This window comes from Legionella birminghamensis (assembly GCF_900452515.1).
In the GTDB taxonomy this organism is placed as follows: Bacteria; Pseudomonadota; Gammaproteobacteria; order Legionellales; family Legionellaceae; genus Legionella_C; species Legionella_C birminghamensis.
Genome location: NZ_UGNW01000001.1, coordinates 3,566,725 through 3,585,102, shown reverse-complemented (window position 1 = coordinate 3,585,102; position 18,378 = coordinate 3,566,725). Strand labels below are relative to the sequence as shown.

The window sequence follows — 18,378 nt, the reverse complement described above, 5'->3', positions numbered from 1 at the left end:
AGAACACTCCTCATAACAAATCACATTGCAACAAATCGCAATCAATCAAGGTAACTGCCATTGAATCCATCCTGCTATCAGCAAGTCAACCCAAAAGGGGAAAACATTGAATATTGAAATATAAACACAACGAAAAAGCTTTTGAATAGCTTGCGTTGAATGGCAAAAAAATTATTGGGGAGCTAATTATACCTGCTGGCAATGAAAAAAACAGGCTTATCCACAAATTTAAGTCATTTAAATGCCATCTCGTGTTTATAAACACCTAGCCGAATCAGTTGCACAATGTCAAATCATAGTGAATTGAATCATCCCAAAGAGGAGAGAGCAGCTATTCAGATATTATTTTATTCGTTGTATTGCACCTTCTTCAAAATTGCTTAACTCAATTAATGCCTCACCTTGCATGCGAACAGGAATAGAATCCGGCCTAAAGGTACAATTCAAACTGGTATAAAAGCTAATGGCCTGAGTATTCCATGAAAAAGTATGCCATTCCATGCGGCAGCATTCCTTCTGCAGAGCAATCTGCGCAAGTCTGGATAAAAGAAGTGTCCCCATACGATGGTGCCGATGATTTTCAGAAATAAACAGATCTTCAAGATATAAAGCAGGAGCGCCAGCAGAAACAGAATAAGTAAAATGATAAATGGCCAATCCAGCTACTATATTATCTTCTTCAGCGACCAATAATGAAATATACGGTTGGCTGCCAAAGGCATGTCTGAGAAGCTTTTCCCTGGTCAACCCATTATCCTGGGGGGATTTATCCTCAAATACAGCTAGTTCATCAAGCAACTTGGTAATTGCTTCGAGATCATTAATCTCAGCTTCTCGTATTTTGATACTCATAACAGAAATCGAAACCAGAAAACTAACAGACTTAAGATGAATTTACGACATAAATAATAGTTTGTATATATGGTGATAGGAAATCTGTGAATAAACCTGGATAAAATAGCGCTGAATACAAGGGCATGAAGAATAACAACAATCGGTTCATTGCTGGATCAAGGCTTATGAACAAGATTTAACACGCCTTAACTCTATGTTTTATATAGTTATTTATGAGTTATTCACAGATCTTTCTGCTCTATATAATAAACACAAAATATAAACTATATTATTTTTTTATAATTAGTAACCGCGACTACAAAAACAGAAATTTGACAGAACATTTAAAGTCCACTATCATTGCCCACCTCTAAATCCTAAAGATCCGGTTTATTATGAAAAGAACTTTTCAACCCAGTAACTTGAAGCGCAAGCGCGATCATGGCTTTCGTCAACGCATGTCTACTCGAGGCGGACGTCTGGTTTTAAAACGTCGTCGTGCAAAAGGACGTAAACGTTTATCTGCTTAAGTGTATCGATTCACCAGAGCACGCCGGTTAACCAATAAAAAAGAGTTTAATCGCGTGTTTAATCAGGCTAATAAAACTGTAACATCAGATTTTGTAATACTTCATTGCAAAAATCCTGAGCAGTGTGCACGGATTGGGTTTGCTTTATCAAAAAAAGTGGTTCCCCAAGCCTGTCAAAGAAATCGCCTGAAGCGGCTTCTGCGTGAGAGTTTCAGGCACAGCAGTTTACCTGCTGTGGATATTGTAATCCTGGCACGCCCTGGTGTAATTAATTCAAGCAATGAGACCATACGTACAAAATTGGGTTCAGCATGGGAAAAATTAATCAAATTTTACGCCGCTTAGCTGTAATGCCCATACGATTGTATCAATTATTCATTCGGCCAGTTATGCGGCCATGCTGCCGGTTTTATCCGAGCTGTTCAGAATACGCCCTATCAGCAATTCAACAATTTGGCATTTGCAAAGGAACATGGTACGCCATTGCTCGTTTGCTCCGTTGCCATCCTTGGGCTGATGGAGGATTTGACCCTGTATTATCGAAAGAAGAGAAACCTTAATGGATACCCGACGAGTCGTTTTATATGCAGCCCTGGCGCTGATAATTTATGTTTTATGGACCAATTGGCAAATGGACTATCCAGCGCCGCAAACTACGAGTGCTGCAAATACATCCACCAGCAGCAAGCATCTGCTGCCTAATTTACCTGTAACAAACAGCAACACATCTGATTCTTTAGTCACCGATAAATCAGAGCCTTCTGCAAAGGAAAGTTCTGCACAATTAATCCATGTGAAAACTGATGTGTTTAACATTCTGATTGATCCCAAACAGGGCGATGTTGTACGGGCTCAGTTGTTAAATTACCCGGTCAGCGTTACCGAGCAAAATAAACCAATAACCATTTTGAATGAACAGGCTGACCAGCAGTATGTTGCTAATAGTGCTTTGTTTGTTCATGATGGGAAGCAAATCGACACAGTTGATTTTAATTTCACAAGTACCAGCAATGATTACCAGCTACAATCGGGTGAAGACAGTTTGCAAGTCTCTCTTGATGGAGAAACAGCTGATGGATTAAAAGTTAAAAAAATATTCACTTTTACCCGTGGAAGTTATTTAATCAACGTTGCCTATGTTATCAATAACCAGGGAACCGACATTTGGCAAGGTTACATGAATACGCAGCTGCTGCGATCTACTCCAGAAGAGGACAAGTCCAGCATGTTTCATGTTGGATCTTATACCGGCGCTTCCTATTCAGTTCCTGGCCAGTATAAGTACAAGAAAGTCAGCTTCAAAGACATGGAAAAAAATAATCTGAATGCAGATGCAAATGGCGGCTGGATAGCCATGCAGCAGCACTATTTTCTTAGCTCATGGATCCCCGCCAAAGAGGCTAAAAACACAATCTACACTCGTGCTTCTTCCGGCGATTACAGTATAGGTTCTGTCAGCCAGGCAATCCAGGTTAAACCCGGTCAGTCTCAAAATGTAAGTGCCGGTCTCTATGTAGGCCCCGAGAACACTGAAGTCCTTCAAGGTATAGCCCCTGGTCTTGATTTGACAGTGGACTACGGCTGGTTGTGGTTTCTATCCTCTATTTTGTTCTCGATAATGAAAGCAATTCATTCCGTTGTCGGCAACTGGGGTTGGGCGATTGTACTGGTAACTGTTTTAATCAAACTGGCTTTTTACCGTTTATCAGCAAGCAGTTACAAATCAATGGCGGGTATGCGTAAGCTGCAACCCAAATTACAGGCTCTGCGCGAACGCTATGGGGATGATAAGGCAAAATTAAGCCAGGCCACTATGGAGTTATATCGTGCTGAACAAGTCAATCCATTAGGCGGCTGCTTACCGATTCTGGTGCAGATCCCTGTTTTTATTGCCTTATACTGGGTTTTACTTGAAAGTGTTGAATTGCGTCAGGCTCCTTTTATATTCTGGATTAAAGACCTGGCTGCGGCTGATCCCTATCATGTTTTACCGATTATTATGGGCGCTACCATGCTTATTCAGCAGAAGTTAAATCCTGCGCCGCCCGATCCGACTCAGGCTAAAGTTATGATGTTTTTACCCGTATTGTTTACTGCCTTGTTCTGGAGTTTCCCCGCAGGCCTGGTTCTATACTGGATAGTTAACAACACACTGTCGATTCTGCAGCAATGGTATATTACGCGAAAGTACAGTGACGATAAGCCTTCAACCAAAAAACTGGTTACTGCGAAGTAATGAACAGTGAAACAATAGTTGCTATTGCTACTCCTCCCGGTCGTGGAGGAGTAGGTATTGTTCGTGTTTCCGGCAGCTTAGCCTACTCCATTGGTCTCCAGTTGAGCCGCCAAATCAAGTTAATCCCTCGACAGGCGATCTACAGCAATTTCTATAATCAAAATCAGGAAGTGATCGATCAGGGCTTGATTCTCTATTTTCAAAACCCAAATTCCTTTACCGGTGAGGATGTCATTGAATTTCAGGGACACGGTTCCCCAGTGGTGCTGGATTATCTTGTCAACGAATGTTTAGCTTGCGGTGCACGCTTAGCCCGTCCTGGTGAGTTTTCCGAACGCGCATTTCTAAATGACAAAATTGATTTGACACAGGCTGAAGCGATCGCTGATCTTATCCATGCCAGCTCACTGACAGCAGCAAGAATGGCTGTCCGTTCGCTGCAAGGGGAGTTTTCAAAAAAAATCCACGCCTTAAATGAACAAATAATTCATCTGAGAATGTACGTTGAAGCAGCAATTGATTTTCCAGAAGAAGAGGTAGACTTCTTAAGCGATGGGAAGATTCTCGGCCAATTGCAAACCATTCTTGCTGAACTTCAGGCAATTCGTGCTAATGCTAATCAAGGCGCATTATTAAGAGAAGGGCTTTCAATTGTTATCGTCGGTAAACCCAATGCCGGTAAATCGACACTGATTAATCATTTGGCTGGACGTGAAGTGGCTATCGTCACTGATATTGCAGGCACTACCCGGGATATAATGCGTGAGGAAGTATTGCTGGATGATTTACCCGTTCACTTTATCGATACGGCTGGCCTTCGTGAAAGTGAAGACACTGTAGAGCAGGAAGGAATAAAGCGTGCCTGGCAAGCTATCAAACAGGCGGACTGTGTGCTGATGATTATGGATATCACAAATAATCAGCCTGAATGCAGCATCAGTAATGAGGTTAAGGCCAGTCTTCCCGAGAATATTCCTTTCATTAAAGTCTATAATAAAATTGATCTTCGCCCTTCACTTTCTTTGCCTGATGACGAATCGATCTATATTTCGGCGAAGGCTGGAAAAGGGATTGAAGCTTTGAAAAACAAAATTAAGTCAATAGTTGGCTATCAGGCAGCTGAAGGCCAATTTATTGCTCGCAGAAGGCATTTACAGGCTCTCGAACAGGCGCATCTTTTTTTAATCAATGGCTTAAATCAACTAGTTGAACTTAAGGCAGGGGAACTCCTGGCAGAAGATCTCCGGCAGGCTCATCAGCAATTATGTGAAATTACCGGTGAATTCAGTTCCGATGATTTACTAGGCAAAATTTTTTCAAGCTTTTGTATTGGCAAATAATTCGAAAAGTCTTCAATCTGATAGCTAATCAAGCTAATCTAATTCTGCCTTTGATCAATCAGGAAGCATGATGTTCATTCTAAGCTGTGGCAGAACCATAGTGCAGGTAAAACAAGGTATCCCTTCCCAATATAAGAAAATTTTGACATTGGGTTTAATGGAAAAAATACTATTCTGTGATGATGAGCATCAATATTATTTGGGTAAAAAACCAGCTCCGCTCGCCATTGCCGAGGTCTATAGAGGCTACATACCCGATTCTGAATTGAGAAAACCCAGCCCAGTCCATCATCAACACATTTATAGTTTACAGCTTGAGAGTGCCTTTATTGAAGTACTCGTCCCCATTATGGCCAGAGCATTATTTTCAGAATTGCTGGTTACCCCGGAAAATTATTTGATCGTAGATCAGAATAAGGAAATAACACTCATATCTAAAATAATTCCCGGATTTGAGGAGTTTCTGGCAAAAAAAGAATGTGTTAATTCGCATACCCTTTTTTACAACAAGCAACTGCCAACACGAAAAGATTTACAGTTAAATGAGAAAGAAGCAGAAATCATTGGCGTTCTTTACGCAGTGGCTTTGGTATTTAATTTATGGGATTTACTCAATTCCTCGTTACAAAACTCAGGATATGTTGGAGGTATAAATGAGAAGAGAGCCTGCATCGTAGACTTTGGCTGCGCTCTGCATCTCGGTTATAAAGGACGGCATGCCGACAGTCTTTCAGCGGATGATCCGCAGTTTGCATCGACTGAAAAATTAATCTATCCCTTTACGCCGGATTATTTCCGCGATCATTATCGTCATCAGAACGCACTTCCCTTTGATGTGCTGGTTGGTCCCCTGCTTCCCCACATGATTATTCATGATCTGTTTGAACTTTCAGGAACAGATGAGTTTAGCCGGATAGCCTTGCAATCATTCGAATCTTGCCTGCAACGGGCCAAAACAAAGCTTTTAGCTAATCCTGTTTTGTTGCCTGAATGCATTAGTGAAGCCAAAAAACACATTTCGCTTGATGAAAAATGGAATGAAGATTCTTTGTTTGAATTTTTAAACGAATGTTTTTATCAGCAAAACGAAGGTCACAATCTCTGCAATATTATCGCCGGGCGTTTAGAGTCAACACTAAACTTGGCAAAGCAATTTAAACAAGGGATTCCTGCACTGGAAATCCAGGAGGAAGTCCGTGACTGTTATTATCTCGCGCAACCCGGCTAAACTATATTAAAGAATTGTTGACAAAGGATGTGCCATGAAAACTCGACCTGTGTATATTGCCGGAGGTATCCGCACGCCGTTTGTTAAGTCCATGGGAACTTATAGCCAGATAAGCACCCAGGATTTAATGATTGCCTCACTGGAGGCATTAGTGAAGAAATTCCGGCTCGAAAATCAAATTGTCGGCGATGTAGCTTTAGGCGCTGTGATTAATAGTTCCTTCAATTGGAATTTATCACGTGAATGTGTTCTGGGAACCAGTTTAAACCCGGCAACACCTGGATATTCAGTACAGCGTGCCTGTGGAACAAGTCTGGATACCAGTTTACAGATTGCTTTAAAAATATCCAATTATCAGATAGAGGATGGTATTGCTGGGGGTGTCGATACGAATAGCGATTTTCCGGTTATGTTTCCAAGAAGTTTTGCTTTGAAGCTAATGCAAATCCGACAGGCAAAGGATTTTAACTCAAAGATGAAAGCGGTTTTGGCGCTTAGACCCAGTGATTTTATGCCGCAATATCCCGGGGTTATTGAACCTCGAACGGGTCTGTCCATGGGGCAACATACCGAAAAAATGGTAAAGGAATGGAATATCAGCCGACAAGCGCAGGATGATCTAAGTCTGTTGAGCCATCAGAATGGGACAAAAGCCTATGACGAGGGCTTTTATGAGGATTTAGTAATGGAATTCATGGGCCTTAAACGAGACGGAATTTTACGAGCCAATGCCTCTTTGGAAAATCTTGCCAAACTGAAACCGGCTTTTGATACCCTCAGTGGTAAAGGCAGCTTAACTGCTGGCAACAGCACCCCTTTGACAGATGGATCTGCGGCCGTTTATATGCTCAGTGAAAAGCAGGCTGAACGGTATAATCTGCCTGTCCTTGCCCGTTTTGTAGATGCGCAGGTTGCCGCAGTCAATTTTGTTGCTGGTGAAGGATTACTGATGGCTCCGACGATTGCCGTTAGCGAATTACTGAAACGCAATCAGTTAACCCTTCAGGATTTTGATTTATATGAAATTCATGAAGCATTTGCGGGCCAAGTCCTCTGTACCTTAAAGGCTTGGGAGTCGCCGGAATACTGTCAACGTGTCCTGTCAAGAAATACTCCTATGGGTGCCATCGATCGCTCACGCTTGAACATTAAAGGTGGAAGCGTTGCCCTGGGCCATCCCTTCGCAGCCACGGGCGCACGTATCGTCGCCAGTTTGGCTAAAATGCTGCACCAAAGGGGCAGCGGACGCGGCTTGATTTCGATCTGCACGGCAGGTGGAATGGGAGTTGCAGCTATCCTTGAAGCGTCATAAGCAGAAAACAAGAAGTAGTTTTTGAGTGGTGGTGCTTTTCAATTGTCAGATTGAAAAAATAAAATACAGAAAGTCTTGTTTGTTGGCTTGTCTCATGATAAGTTATAAACTCGGCTTTCTGTGCATTTTATGGATTGAATTATGAGTAACCATGCATATACAAACTTCCTGAATCAAAAAAATCACTTTTTTGAACAAAAACTGCGAACTACAGCTGCAGTGGAAGAGTATATGGGGCTTACCATCAAAGAAGGCAGGAAACTGGATGACTATGAAGCAAACCTCATTGACTATCGCTTTATTGCTCCCAACAAAACGTTGATTGAACAGGAGTTTAACGATTTATTCGTCAGCATGGAAAAAAAGCTGAACAAACAGCAGGAAAACGATGAGCTATGGGCATGGGCCTATTTCTGCTGCCGGGCACTTGAGATATTTTACAACGCACAGGATCAGAAAGCCAAGGCTCAGCAGTTTGCAGCATATTGCCAGCAAATTAAAAACCGTATTGACAAAAAAAATATAGAGAATCGAAAAGCACACGAGTCATTCCTGACCCATTTACGAAAAAAAATCAGTGCAGCACTGCAGGATCTGGTTGAGACGCCTGCCCATTTATCCCTGGCTCGAAACAAGATTGCCTATTTGAATGTGTGTCGTCTTTGGTTGACATTCTATCGTTTGACCTTAAGCAGCGGTTTACGCCTGGCACGGGATACTCATGTTCTTGAGAAATTAGACAAGTTAGTGGGACATCATATTGATGCCGAAAAAATTATTCACAATCTGGAGCTACCTAATTCCATTTTCCGCGCATTGAGCGTTGGCTTTTTTGCTGCGCGTTTCATCCTCGATTCAGGCGCATTGATCAAGCATACGTTTTTCCCTAGCGAAGAAGAGAAACTGCGCAGCAGAACTGAGCGCTTTTTAGATGAATTGTATAAGCGTCATTGCAATTTTTTAAACGATATTGTGTGGTCTGTTGTGAATGGCGTGACTAACTATAATACTGTTTTCCATATTGCTGCCCCAGTTGCCGGCTGGATTACTGCCGGGTTTTTGGTCTTTGACGTGGGCATGATTATGTGGCGTCGTTTTCTTGCCCAGAGAGAGTTTCAGATCAAAAGAGATCAATACCGGCAAGAACTTGAAGATATCGATAAACGCTTGAAGAAAACTGATGATAAAGTGGAACAGAAAAGCCTGCTGGACCGCCATGAATCAGTACGGGCTCAACTGCGCGAACTGGAACTAAAATGGGAAGCGGCCAATTCCAAGTTTTTGTTTAATGCAACGGCAGCCAGTTTATTGGTCATGGGATTTTCAGCTTCGCTGTTATTTACCCCGCCAGGAATGGTATTGGCTTCCTATGCCCTGTGTACGATTGCCATTGGTATGTATTTGTCAGCTGATGCCTTCGGTGACTATCGCGAAAAATCTTTAAGATTACAGGAAGCAGTTGCCTTGGCTAAGCAACACCGTGATGATCCTTTTGATATGTTCTATGGTGAAGAATATTGGGCTGATCAACTGATCCTGGATGACCGGGTAAGAAAGATGACCCAGGAATTTGAGAATGCCCGCCATGATTTTATTTTTGCCATGGTAAAAAATACGGTAATGCCTGCTTTAATCATTGGAACCTTTGCAATTTGCTGGCAAGCCGCTTTAGTAATGGTTGCCGCCTATGCCGTCTATGAGCTGGTAAATGCCTATGTGAGATATCGTCAGCAGCAGGCTGCACTACCCCAACCGGAAAACGGGGATGAAGAACAATTGCTATTATCCCGAGAGGAGGAAAAAGTTGACGATCTTGATCTGGAGAGTATGGAGGATCACAGGCAGTGTTGCTTTGCTTGATACTAAAACAGTTTATAAATAGATCTGCCTTGAAGCGGCCACTGGCTTAATCAGGGTTTATACTTGCTTTTTTTCAGCCAATATGCAAATAGTATTTTTGTTGTAATTGAATCTATGGATAGAGAAAATAACAATAAGGATAATTATGACCTTGTACAAACGTTTAAGTGCTGAATTTTTAGGGACTTTTTGGTTAGTCTTCGGCGGCTGCGGAAGTGCCGTTTTGACGGCTGCGTTTCCAGAGGTTGGGATTGGAATTTTAGGTGTAGCGCTCGCTTTTGGCTTAACAGTACTAACCATGGTTTATGCTTTCGGTTATGTATCAGGCGGTCATTTTAACCCTGCTGTTTCTGTTGGCCTTTTTGCTGCAGGCCGATTCAATAGCCGCGATCTAATTCCCTATATCATAACTCAGGTCATCGCTGGAATTATCGCTGCCTGGCTGCTGTATTTTATTGCCAGTGGAAAAGCCGGATTCAGCCTGGCCAATGGTTTTGCAGCGAATGGTTACGACAATCATTCCCCTGGAGGCTATTCGATGATTAGTTGTCTGGTAATGGAAATGCTGATGACTTTTATGTTTCTGATTATCATCCTCGGGGCGACTAATGAGCTTGCACCCAATAATTTTGCACCATTAGCGATTGGTTTAGCTTTGACATTAATTCATCTGATCAGTATCCCTGTCACTAACACCTCGGTTAACCCTGCCAGAAGCACAGGCCCTGCATTAGTGGTTGGCGATTGGGCAGTAACACAGCTGTGGATGTTTTGGGTGGCACCGATCGTTGGAGGTCTGTTAGCTGGCTGGTTGTATCGCCTGATGGGCTTTAATAACCGTACCCCTTCTACATTGGAAAGTTAATCTCCGCTTTAGTTTGCTGGGCTTTGCAGCCCAGCCTATGATTAGGTTTCTGGATACATTGCTTTGACCGCAGCAATATCTCTATCGCTTAATCTTACCCGTTGTCCAATTTCGACATCATCCATTAAAGGAATAATTGTCCTCTGGCCGTTTTTAGAAAAAGCATAGGCGCCGTAATGCATAATCGATTGATAATCATACTCGCCAAAATCTTTACCGTCGGTTAATTGCTGATCAAAGTTATAACGATGATCCTCATCAATGTTTTCCCAGACAATGCGGATATAATTGGCACGATCTGCGCGGGATTGCTCATGCCATAAACCCAGGGCATGGCCGATTTCATGAACAGTATTCATGGTGGTGCAGCGCGGTGATAGATTAATCTCCTGCCTGCCGCCCATTTTGCCGACATAGGAAGAACAGGTTGTCCCTGCTGCGGGTATAAAATAGATATAATCTTTATATTCCGCGCGGTTTTTTGAAGTTAACTCGACAAATTCCAAAGCCGTATACTGCTGCCAGTGCGCAATAGCTTGCAGCACTGCTAACTTGTTCATCAGCGGCAGATCTTCCGACATTTCGAAAGGGATTACACCATGCTGCCAGCGATTACCGCCAATTTTTGGGCGAAATACAGCGCCGGCCTTGTCCAGTTCCCTGGTTTTGGCAAGCAGGATATCCCCTTCGGCCACGGCAAATTCATTGATTTTTTCATAGACAATCGTTCGGCTGCCAAGCACTGGATCACTAACAATCATGTGCCCGAGATTCGCAGCATTGGCGAGAGACAGAGATAAAAAAAGGCTGGAAAAACCGAGGTGTTTTGCAATAGTCATTATTAAAATCCTTATTAATAGAACGACGCAGATATACTATTGCAGAATTCAGGAAGAATTTAAATCGAGGCTGGTATTATTTTGCTGTTTTTGTCACTCGATCTTTGCGAGCCCAAGGCGAATCAATCCAGAGCGAAGCGCTGTCGGCACCGCTCCGGATTTCAATATATCAGCCGAAGCCTGGTCCTGTAGCAGGTAATTCGTTTTCAGATTCGAAGAATTTTACAGCTGAAAATGCCTCCTTCAAAACCATTAAATTATCGCTAATTTCATGAACGGCTTTATGTTTATCTGCTGGACTTAGTGCTTTGCCATCAACCGATTCCATTTTTAAATCCCTGCCGCTCGCAGTCAGTTCAATTTTGACATTACCTACTTTAATAAAGGGCTGTTGCGATTTAGGGTTTAGACTTATACTGGCATCCGCGGGCATTCCAGGATCAGCAAAGATATCCATTGTTTCCATAGCGTTTACTAAAGGAGTGGGACTTTTATCCGCAATGCCTTTTAGTTGCTGAAGAACATGGACCAGGAAATATGCATGTACTGATTCCTTGGGGAGTTTAGTCATAATTTTATACACGGCCTCGGTTTTATCCTGACCTGAGACCTCCTGCCATTGACCCGCCAAATCTTTATTCTTTTTATCTAAAAGCACCAGAGCACTGTCAACCACATCCAATTCATAGGATGGAGTTGCCAAGCCCTTATTACCGCTGGTGTTACTTGTGCCAATCTCAATGTAGTGATCGTCCAGTTTTACAAAAGAACCATCTAATTCTAACAGACGGGCCCAACCTAGCTGTGGTGCGGCATTAGTTATAAAAATTTTTACAACCTCAGCTACATGAGGGCTTAAAGGCATTACTGATTCATGACGGCCAGTTTGTGGCGGGTTGAAGAAACCATGCGAACTGCTGGATGTACTGCTTGTTTGTGAAGAAGCGGCAGTTGCTTTATTGAGTGCAGAAGATTCTGGTATTAACTGGGGTTCTATTATTTCATTCGACGACTCATCCGGTGCTTTTTCCAGAGAAATGCTACTAGTTATCTCTGCATGAGGTGCTGCATTTTTTATCGGTGGAGCGGAAAGCGGGATAGTGCGTAATTGCATATGAGGATTATAGGCCGCATTCAATACATCAAGACTGGCATTGGATGCCATGGCAGCATCAACGCTGGAATATCCTCCTTCATTACCGGTCATCGCATGCGGATCACCGCAATTGGTGCAGGCCACAACATAATTTTTATTATTTATATTTTGTCTTGGGGCAAAAGCATCATCGGAAGGCGTTCCTCCCCACTCAAGGCCTAATTTACCGACTATTTCTCCAATCTGCGTCAGTGTATCGTCAAAGCCTAAGGGTTTGGGTAGGTTACCTTGTATGCTCCCGGAAAAAGGCAATTCCAAGCGTTTGATTTTACCAATAGCCGCCTGCCGCTCCGCCTCTGGAAGAGCAGCGATTCCTTGTAAAGCCTTTAGAATGCCTTTTAATCGAGCATGCTCCAGATCGGGTTTAACATTCGTGGAAAGGCCCGAAGCGAAAAAGCCCATTCCTGCTTTTAAAAATTTGAAGGCCACCCCTGTCTCATTGGCGGTTAATTTTAATTGATTGCTTTGTGCAGCGACTGCAGACCAGGCTTGAATAAATTCTGCGGCAATGGCGTTGCTGACCAAATCGAAATCCAGAACGCCTTCAATGCCATTCCAGTGAACAACGTTACTATTGCCGGATGGGCTAATTGGCCGGTCTGAGCCATATATCGCCTTAAAACTATCCCTTTGCCAGGCGGCATAGCCTGCGGGCAGGTGTTTATCATTTGGATCCTTGGGATAAAACAACATACCGCCAGTGTTGCGAAAATCAGCCTGCCACTGTAATCCTGCCTGATCAACTACAATCATCTGCTGGGGTATCGGGAATTTTTTATTCTTTGAATAATAGCCCCCGTAAGCATGCACCGTTACAATACCTGCCGTGTTTGTTGCTTTAACCAGAGCCCGCAGTTGCGCAATCTGGTTATCGCTTAACATTCTCTCATACAGATTGGTAATCATCGCCCCGGTTACATTTGAAGACTCATTTCGCGCAAGCATTTGCAAATGTCTTCCGGTTAATTCTTCCGCCTTTTTGGGAAACCTTTCCGTTTTTTTGGTATAGGGATTATAAAATTTACTACCAAGGATAGAAGAGCCTGTTAATAGCGTCTTAAAGTTTTTAAGTACTTCATCAGGACAGTTCAGGTGAAATTGATTGGCGTTTTTGGGTAAGGAATTGGCTTTAAATGCTTGTACTGCTTCAATTTTAACTTGCGGCATTTTTGATCCTTAGCAGAGATGGTTTTTGTGTTTTTATAACACATAATAGTTATTGTTTGATCATAACACAAAGAAAACTTTTCTGCTTTCATCTTTCTAATCCGGTTGCTTTAACTGCAATGCCAATTGATAAAGTTCATTTTTTGCGGTTTTACTTAAACGAGAGGCAATTTTTACCGCCTGTTTTAAGGGTAACTCTTCGAGTAAAATTTCCAGCAGCTGATGGTCGTTTGTAACTTCCTCCTGGATAAGCGGTGGAAATAATAGAACGAACTCGCCTTTGCTGCGCCCGGATTCAGCCTGCAACCAGTCAGTAATTGCCTGGGCAGTTCCCTGCTCAAAATGCTCATAGGTTTTGGTAAGCTCCTTGGCCAATACCAGACGGTAATCAGGCCCATACACTTCGGCAACATCATTGAGACAATCGAGAATACGATGGGTTGATTCATAAACAACCTGAGTTTCAGAGCGGGCTTTCATAGCATGCAGCTGGTCTTTACGCGCCTTGCTTTTTGCGGGTAAAAATCCTAAAAAGCTGAAAGTATCGCAGGGAATCCCAGAGGCAGAAAGGGCCGTAATCAATGCACAGCAGCCAGGTACAGGTACCACAGGTATAGACTGCTCACGAAGCAGGCGTACAAGGACAAACCCGGGATCGCTAATGAGTGGTGTTCCCGCATCGCTAATCAAAGCATAGGACTTGCCTGACTGCAGCCAGGCAAGCACCTGCTCTGCTTTTGAGCTTTCATTATGTTCATGCAGGGAAATCAGAGGCTTTTCAATACCCAGCGCATGACAGAGCTGACCAGAATGCCGGGTGTCTTCTGCTAAAATCCCATCGACCTGTTTAAGCGTTTCCAGGGCGCGAAAACTGATATCCTGCAAGTTTCCAATGGGTGTGGCGACAATATAAAGGGTGCCGGGAACAGTTGCCGAAGTATTTACCATGGTTTATCCTATGTGGTTCCAGCGTTTTGGACTCATTTTCATGCTTGTTAAATCTCGTTTTGCCAAACTATCGTTACTGACGGTGTCAGTATTTTTTCTAACGTATTGCACCAGGGCGACGGTCGAAAACCGGCCTATGGTTCGGCAGTCTCAGGCGCCATCCCCGTTTAGTATGCCGGCTGAAGCTTATCTTGCCATGGCAAATAATCAATCGGGCGATGAAAAGAACGGGTTGCTCATTCTGGCTGCGGGCCGCTACCTCAATGATGGGCAATGGCGCGAGGCCAATGATATTTTAACACAGTCAAATGAATTAAATGCAGTGCAAAACAGTGAAAAAAATATCCTGCTCGCAAAAATTGATATGATGCGTGATCAGCCGAAATCTGCTATTTCGCGCCTGGCGGCTATTCAACAGTCAGATGAAATTCCGCCCTATTTTATTACCCAGTATCATGAGGTTCTGGCTAATGCCTATGAGGCGGGAAATAATGCAGTCTATGCGATTAATGAGCGAATAAAACTGGATAAACTGCTTGCCGATGAGAGTAAACTCAATAACCAAAAGCTGCTTTGGCTAGACCTGACCCGATTGCCCATTGCCGAATTAAATACCATGGACATGGAAGCGAAAGAGGGTTCGGAACTGAAGGGCTGGTTAAGACTGGCGTTGATTTCCCGACAACCTGACAGTGGCTCAAATCTGGTTTATAAGGTTCAGAAATGGCAGGAGATCTATGGCGACCACCCGGCTAATGGCCTTCTTCCTTCTTCGCTTGCAGCGATTAAACCCAATTTTCATGATAGTGGGCCTCAGCAGATTGCCTTGCTGCTGCCTTTGACCGGCGCATTGGCAGGGCCGGGCACTGCGATCCGTGATGGATTTATGTCTGCCCATAATGCAGATAATTCAGGCAGGACAGTAAATGTCCAGGTTTATGATACCGCTTCGGCTGATGTGGTCGGGCTTTACCAGCAGGCCATTGAAAATGGCGCCGATTATGTAGTGGGGCCTTTAACAAAAGCGGATGTCTCCCGCGTTGCTGCTGTTGATCATCCCGTTCCGACCATTTTTCTGAATGATGCAGAGGTAGAGAATAACCAGAATACTTATCATTTTGGCCTTTCTCCCAGCAATGAGGCCCGACAGGTTGCTGTTAAGGCTAGTAAAAAAGGCCTACGGCGTGCCTTAATCATTGCACCAGCGGGTTCCTGGGGAAGTGAAATAGTCACTGCCTTCAATGAACAATGGAAGTCTTCAGGCGGTCTGATGGTTGATCAATTAACTTACGATAACCAATCTGACCTGAATAAAGGCATTCGCGAGTTACTCCATGTTTCCGAGAAAAAAGCGAGTGAGAAACAGTTTAAGCCGGGTAGCGAGGAGGCGAAACTGGCCGGTCCTATTCGCCGCCAGGATTTTGATATGATTTTCCTGCTCGCCTATCCATCCAAGGCACGGCAGATTATGCCCTTGTTAAAATATTATTTTGCGGGCGATGTACCAGTGTTTGCCACCTCTACGGTCTATGCCGGTACTCCCAATACCATGCGGGATCGGGACTTGGACGGTATAATTTTCTGCGACATGCCCTGGGTATTTAATCATCAGCTAGCCAGCAAGAATTGGCCAGAACAATATAACAGCTACAATCGCCTCTATGCCATCGGTGCTGATAGTTATACCCTTGGTACCCAGTTGAACCAGTTGCTATTGTTTCCGGCTATGGGCATTAATGACAACAATGGTGTGCTCTATTTGAATCGGTCACAGCAGGTTGCCAGAGTCATGGCCTGGGGGCGCTTCAGCGGCGGCGTTGCCCGTTTAACCAGCGAAACAACCTAGAAGACTAAAAGAACAGTATGTCAGTAGCATTTGGGAAACAGCTTGAACAGCGGGCAGTCACTTTCTTAAGCAGACAGGGTCTGCAGCTGCTTGAATCCAATTTTCAATGCCGCTGGGGGGAAATCGACTTGATTATGCGCGAGGGATTAACGCTGGTGTTTGTGGAGGTACGTGCGCGAAGCTCCTCCGAATACGGGGGCGCAATTGCCAGTATCACTGCTGCCAAGAGGCGAAAACTAACCAAAACAGCAAATTATTATTTATTAGCCAAAAAACTGCAAGACAAGTGCGCGGCACGCTTTGATGTGGTTCTTTTTGAAGGTAAACAGCTAGAGATAGAGTGGATAAAAAATGCATTTGATAGTTATTACTAAACCTGGACAGGGAAAGTTATTATCATGACGCAAATGGAAGAAAGAGTGAGGCAATTGTTCGGTATCAGTATCGAAGCCAAGTTGGCGGTGGCCGACAGTCTGTCATCCTTGATTGCAAAAGCAGGCATGCGCCTGGTGAATTGTCTGTTAAGTGATAATAAAATACTGATTTGCGGCAATGGCGGCTCTGCAGCGAATGGCCTGCATTTGTCGGCAGCTATGCTCAATCATTTTGATGTCGAACGCCCTTCCCTGCCCTTTATTACGCTAGGCAGTGATCAGGCGGCGGTGACCTCGATTGCCAATCATAGTCATTTTGATCAAATTTTCGCCCGCCAGATCTATGCTTTGGGTCAGGAAGGTGATGTATTGCTGGTGATTACAACCTCTGGAAATTCAAACAGTATTTTACAAGCTGTTAATGCCGCCAATGATCGGGGCATGGATACTATTGCATTAAACGGCCGGGATGGCGGCCTGTTGGCCAACCATCTTGGTCCGGAGGACATAGAGTTACGCGTTGCCGGGGACAGCGCCGCACGAATAAGGGAAACACATTTGTTTATCCTGCACTGTTTTTGTGATTTAATTGACCAGTCGTTGTTTGGGCAGATGTTGAGGTAATCTATGAAATTTCGTGCGCTCTGTTTTTTATTGATCAGTGCTTTATTAAGTGGTTGCGTAGCTGCCGTAGTAGCAGGTGCTGCGGCTGGTGCCATCGTTTATGACAGGCGTAGTCTGACGATGCTTGAAAGCGATGCTCGAATATTCCATCTGGTACATAAAGAAATAGTCACGGATCCGCAATTTGCCGGTTCCCGCGTGGCAGTAGTGAGCTTTAACCAAATTGTATTGCTCGTAGGGCAAACGCCAACTGCATCCCTGAGAGCGATGGCAGAAAAAATAGCGCAAAGAACCCCTAATGTGCGGCGGGTATATGATGAAATCACGGTTGGCTACCCCTTGTCGATGTCACAACAAACCCGCGACAGCTGGATGACCAGTCAGGTACGCAGTCACATGCTAACCCGGAAAAATCTGGAATCTGGTTCTATCCGCGTTGTTACTGAGAATGCCGTGGTATATCTAATGGGGATTGTTACTCATGAGCAGGCCGATCTGGCTGTAGAAGTTGCCAGACAAGTACCGGGAGTACAAAAAGTGGTTAAAGTGTTTCAGTATATTACTTGACTATGAAACCAGGGATGGCGCGCGCCTTAATTATTCTCATGTCGCTGCTGCTTGGCGGCTGTCTCGGCAGTGTCTGGACAGGTGCCAATATGATTTATGATCGGCACGATATTTATAAAAAATTAAATGATTATCAGCTGGCTGCGGCCGCTCATCATGCATTATTTGACGATCGTATTCTCAAACAATCCGGCTGCTCTCTTGATTTGGCGGTGTTGAATGGCGATGTGCTGCTGGCAGGCCATGTTCCTTCGGAACGTCTTCGGGATCTCGCTACCCGCCGACTGAACAGCCTGACCGGCTATAGGGAGTTATTTAATCAGGTGGATGTAAGCCTGGCCGTAAATAATAGCTTGCAGGACAGTTGGATTACCGCAAAAATTCGCAGTCAGATTTTTGCAGACGCAGCAATCGATCCAAATGCTTTCAAAATTATCACTTCCGACAGGATTGTTTACATTATGGGGGATGTAAGGCCGAGACAAGCTGACCGTGTCATATATATTGCCCGAAATACTAGCGGTGTGCTTCGCGTGGTAAAACTGATGCGTTACTATAATTTAAGCGAGACCCCGTCTCCGAATGGATAGAGATCTGTGGCCTGTTTAAATGCAGGCCACAGTGTACCGACCCAAACCAGGAAGTGGCTAAC

At 43.9% G+C, this 18,378-nt stretch carries 18 protein-coding genes; 14 read left to right on the top strand and 4 right to left on the bottom strand.

Annotated features, from left to right (window positions below; all coding sequences use genetic code 11):
• Nucleotides 1-342 precede the first annotated feature (342 nt).
• Nucleotides 343-852: a GNAT family N-acetyltransferase gene (locus DYH42_RS15360; RefSeq protein WP_058524311.1), complete on the bottom strand. Its 510-nt coding sequence runs from the start codon at nt 850-852 to the stop codon at nt 343-345.
• A 377-nt stretch (nt 853-1,229) separates the two neighbouring features.
• On the opposite strand from DYH42_RS15360, the gene rpmH reads away from it, so the two are divergent.
• The 9 genes from rpmH to aqpZ all read left to right on the top strand — a co-directional run bounded on the left by rpmH (nt 1,230) and on the right by aqpZ (nt 10,205).
• Nucleotides 1,230-1,364 carry a 50S ribosomal protein L34 gene (rpmH, locus tag DYH42_RS15355; protein ID WP_028372496.1) on the top strand — a complete coding sequence of 45 codons (135 nt, stop codon included), beginning with the start codon at nt 1,230-1,232 and terminating at the stop codon, nt 1,362-1,364.
• Nucleotides 1,365-1,709 (top strand): ribonuclease P protein component, encoded by a 345-nt coding sequence (rnpA, locus tag DYH42_RS15350; RefSeq protein WP_058524312.1) that lies wholly within the window; start codon nt 1,365-1,367, stop codon nt 1,707-1,709. It abuts the gene before it with no gap.
• Nucleotides 1,676-1,924 (top strand): membrane protein insertion efficiency factor YidD, encoded by a 249-nt coding sequence (gene yidD, locus DYH42_RS15345; RefSeq protein ID WP_083503166.1) that lies wholly within the window; start codon nt 1,676-1,678, stop codon nt 1,922-1,924. The genes rnpA and yidD overlap by 34 nt, the downstream gene beginning before the upstream one ends.
• Nucleotides 1,924-3,600 carry a membrane protein insertase YidC gene (yidC, locus tag DYH42_RS15340; RefSeq protein ID WP_058524313.1) on the top strand — a complete coding sequence of 559 codons (1,677 nt, stop codon included), beginning with the start codon at nt 1,924-1,926 and terminating at the stop codon, nt 3,598-3,600. The genes yidD and yidC overlap by 1 nt, the downstream gene beginning before the upstream one ends.
• Nucleotides 3,600-4,940, top strand: coding sequence for a tRNA uridine-5-carboxymethylaminomethyl(34) synthesis GTPase MnmE (mnmE, locus tag DYH42_RS15335; protein ID WP_058524314.1), 1,341 nt, complete (start codon nt 3,600-3,602; stop codon nt 4,938-4,940). The genes yidC and mnmE overlap by 1 nt, the downstream gene beginning before the upstream one ends.
• A gap of 67 nt (nt 4,941-5,007) precedes the next feature.
• Complete coding sequence (locus tag DYH42_RS15330; protein ID WP_131793025.1) at nt 5,008-6,168, top strand: hypothetical protein; 1,161 nt, start codon at nt 5,008-5,010, stop codon at nt 6,166-6,168.
• A 34-nt stretch (nt 6,169-6,202) separates the two neighbouring features.
• Nucleotides 6,203-7,480 (top strand): acetyl-CoA C-acetyltransferase, encoded by a 1,278-nt coding sequence (locus DYH42_RS15325; RefSeq protein WP_058524316.1) that lies wholly within the window; start codon nt 6,203-6,205, stop codon nt 7,478-7,480.
• Nucleotides 7,481-7,621: 141 nt separating this feature from the next.
• Entirely contained in the window at nt 7,622-9,340 is a 1,719-nt protein-coding gene (locus DYH42_RS15320; protein WP_058524317.1) for a hypothetical protein, read from the top strand.
• 145 nt (nt 9,341-9,485) lie between these two features.
• Nucleotides 9,486-10,205 carry an aquaporin Z gene (gene aqpZ, locus DYH42_RS15315; protein WP_058524318.1) on the top strand — a complete coding sequence of 240 codons (720 nt, stop codon included), beginning with the start codon at nt 9,486-9,488 and terminating at the stop codon, nt 10,203-10,205.
• A 41-nt stretch (nt 10,206-10,246) separates the two neighbouring features.
• Here aqpZ and legP read toward each other — a convergent pair whose 3' ends face one another.
• The 3 genes from legP to rsmI all read right to left on the bottom strand — a co-directional run bounded on the left by legP (nt 10,247) and on the right by rsmI (nt 14,315).
• Nucleotides 10,247-11,044: a Dot/Icm T4SS effector Zinc-dependent metalloprotease LegP gene (legP, locus tag DYH42_RS15310; protein WP_058524319.1), complete on the bottom strand. Its 798-nt coding sequence runs from the start codon at nt 11,042-11,044 to the stop codon at nt 10,247-10,249.
• 169 nt (nt 11,045-11,213) lie between these two features.
• Nucleotides 11,214-13,367 (bottom strand): hypothetical protein, encoded by a 2,154-nt coding sequence (locus tag DYH42_RS15305; RefSeq protein ID WP_058524320.1) that lies wholly within the window; start codon nt 13,365-13,367, stop codon nt 11,214-11,216.
• Nucleotides 13,368-13,463: 96 nt separating this feature from the next.
• The gene (gene rsmI, locus DYH42_RS15300) at nt 13,464-14,315 is read right to left on the bottom strand and encodes a 16S rRNA (cytidine(1402)-2'-O)-methyltransferase (protein ID WP_058524321.1); all 852 of its coding nucleotides are present in this window, start codon (nt 14,313-14,315) and stop codon (nt 13,464-13,466) included.
• 40 nt (nt 14,316-14,355) lie between these two features.
• Between rsmI and DYH42_RS15295 the strand changes: the two genes are divergently transcribed.
• Genes DYH42_RS15295 through DYH42_RS15275 form a run of 5 tightly spaced genes read left to right on the top strand, consistent with a single transcriptional unit; the run spans nt 14,356 to nt 18,316 of the window.
• Entirely contained in the window at nt 14,356-16,161 is a 1,806-nt protein-coding gene (locus DYH42_RS15295; protein ID WP_058524474.1) for a penicillin-binding protein activator, read from the top strand.
• 17 nt (nt 16,162-16,178) lie between these two features.
• Nucleotides 16,179-16,535, top strand: coding sequence for a YraN family protein (locus tag DYH42_RS15290; protein WP_058524322.1), 357 nt, complete (start codon nt 16,179-16,181; stop codon nt 16,533-16,535).
• A 24-nt stretch (nt 16,536-16,559) separates the two neighbouring features.
• The gene (locus tag DYH42_RS15285) at nt 16,560-17,159 is read left to right on the top strand and encodes a D-sedoheptulose-7-phosphate isomerase (protein WP_058524323.1); all 600 of its coding nucleotides are present in this window, start codon (nt 16,560-16,562) and stop codon (nt 17,157-17,159) included.
• A 3-nt stretch (nt 17,160-17,162) separates the two neighbouring features.
• The gene (locus DYH42_RS15280; protein ID WP_058524324.1) at nt 17,163-17,726 is read left to right on the top strand and encodes a BON domain-containing protein; all 564 of its coding nucleotides are present in this window, start codon (nt 17,163-17,165) and stop codon (nt 17,724-17,726) included.
• A 14-nt stretch (nt 17,727-17,740) separates the two neighbouring features.
• The gene (locus DYH42_RS15275; RefSeq protein ID WP_242604331.1) at nt 17,741-18,316 is read left to right on the top strand and encodes a BON domain-containing protein; all 576 of its coding nucleotides are present in this window, start codon (nt 17,741-17,743) and stop codon (nt 18,314-18,316) included.
• The last annotated feature ends 62 nt before the right edge of the window (nt 18,317-18,378 follow it).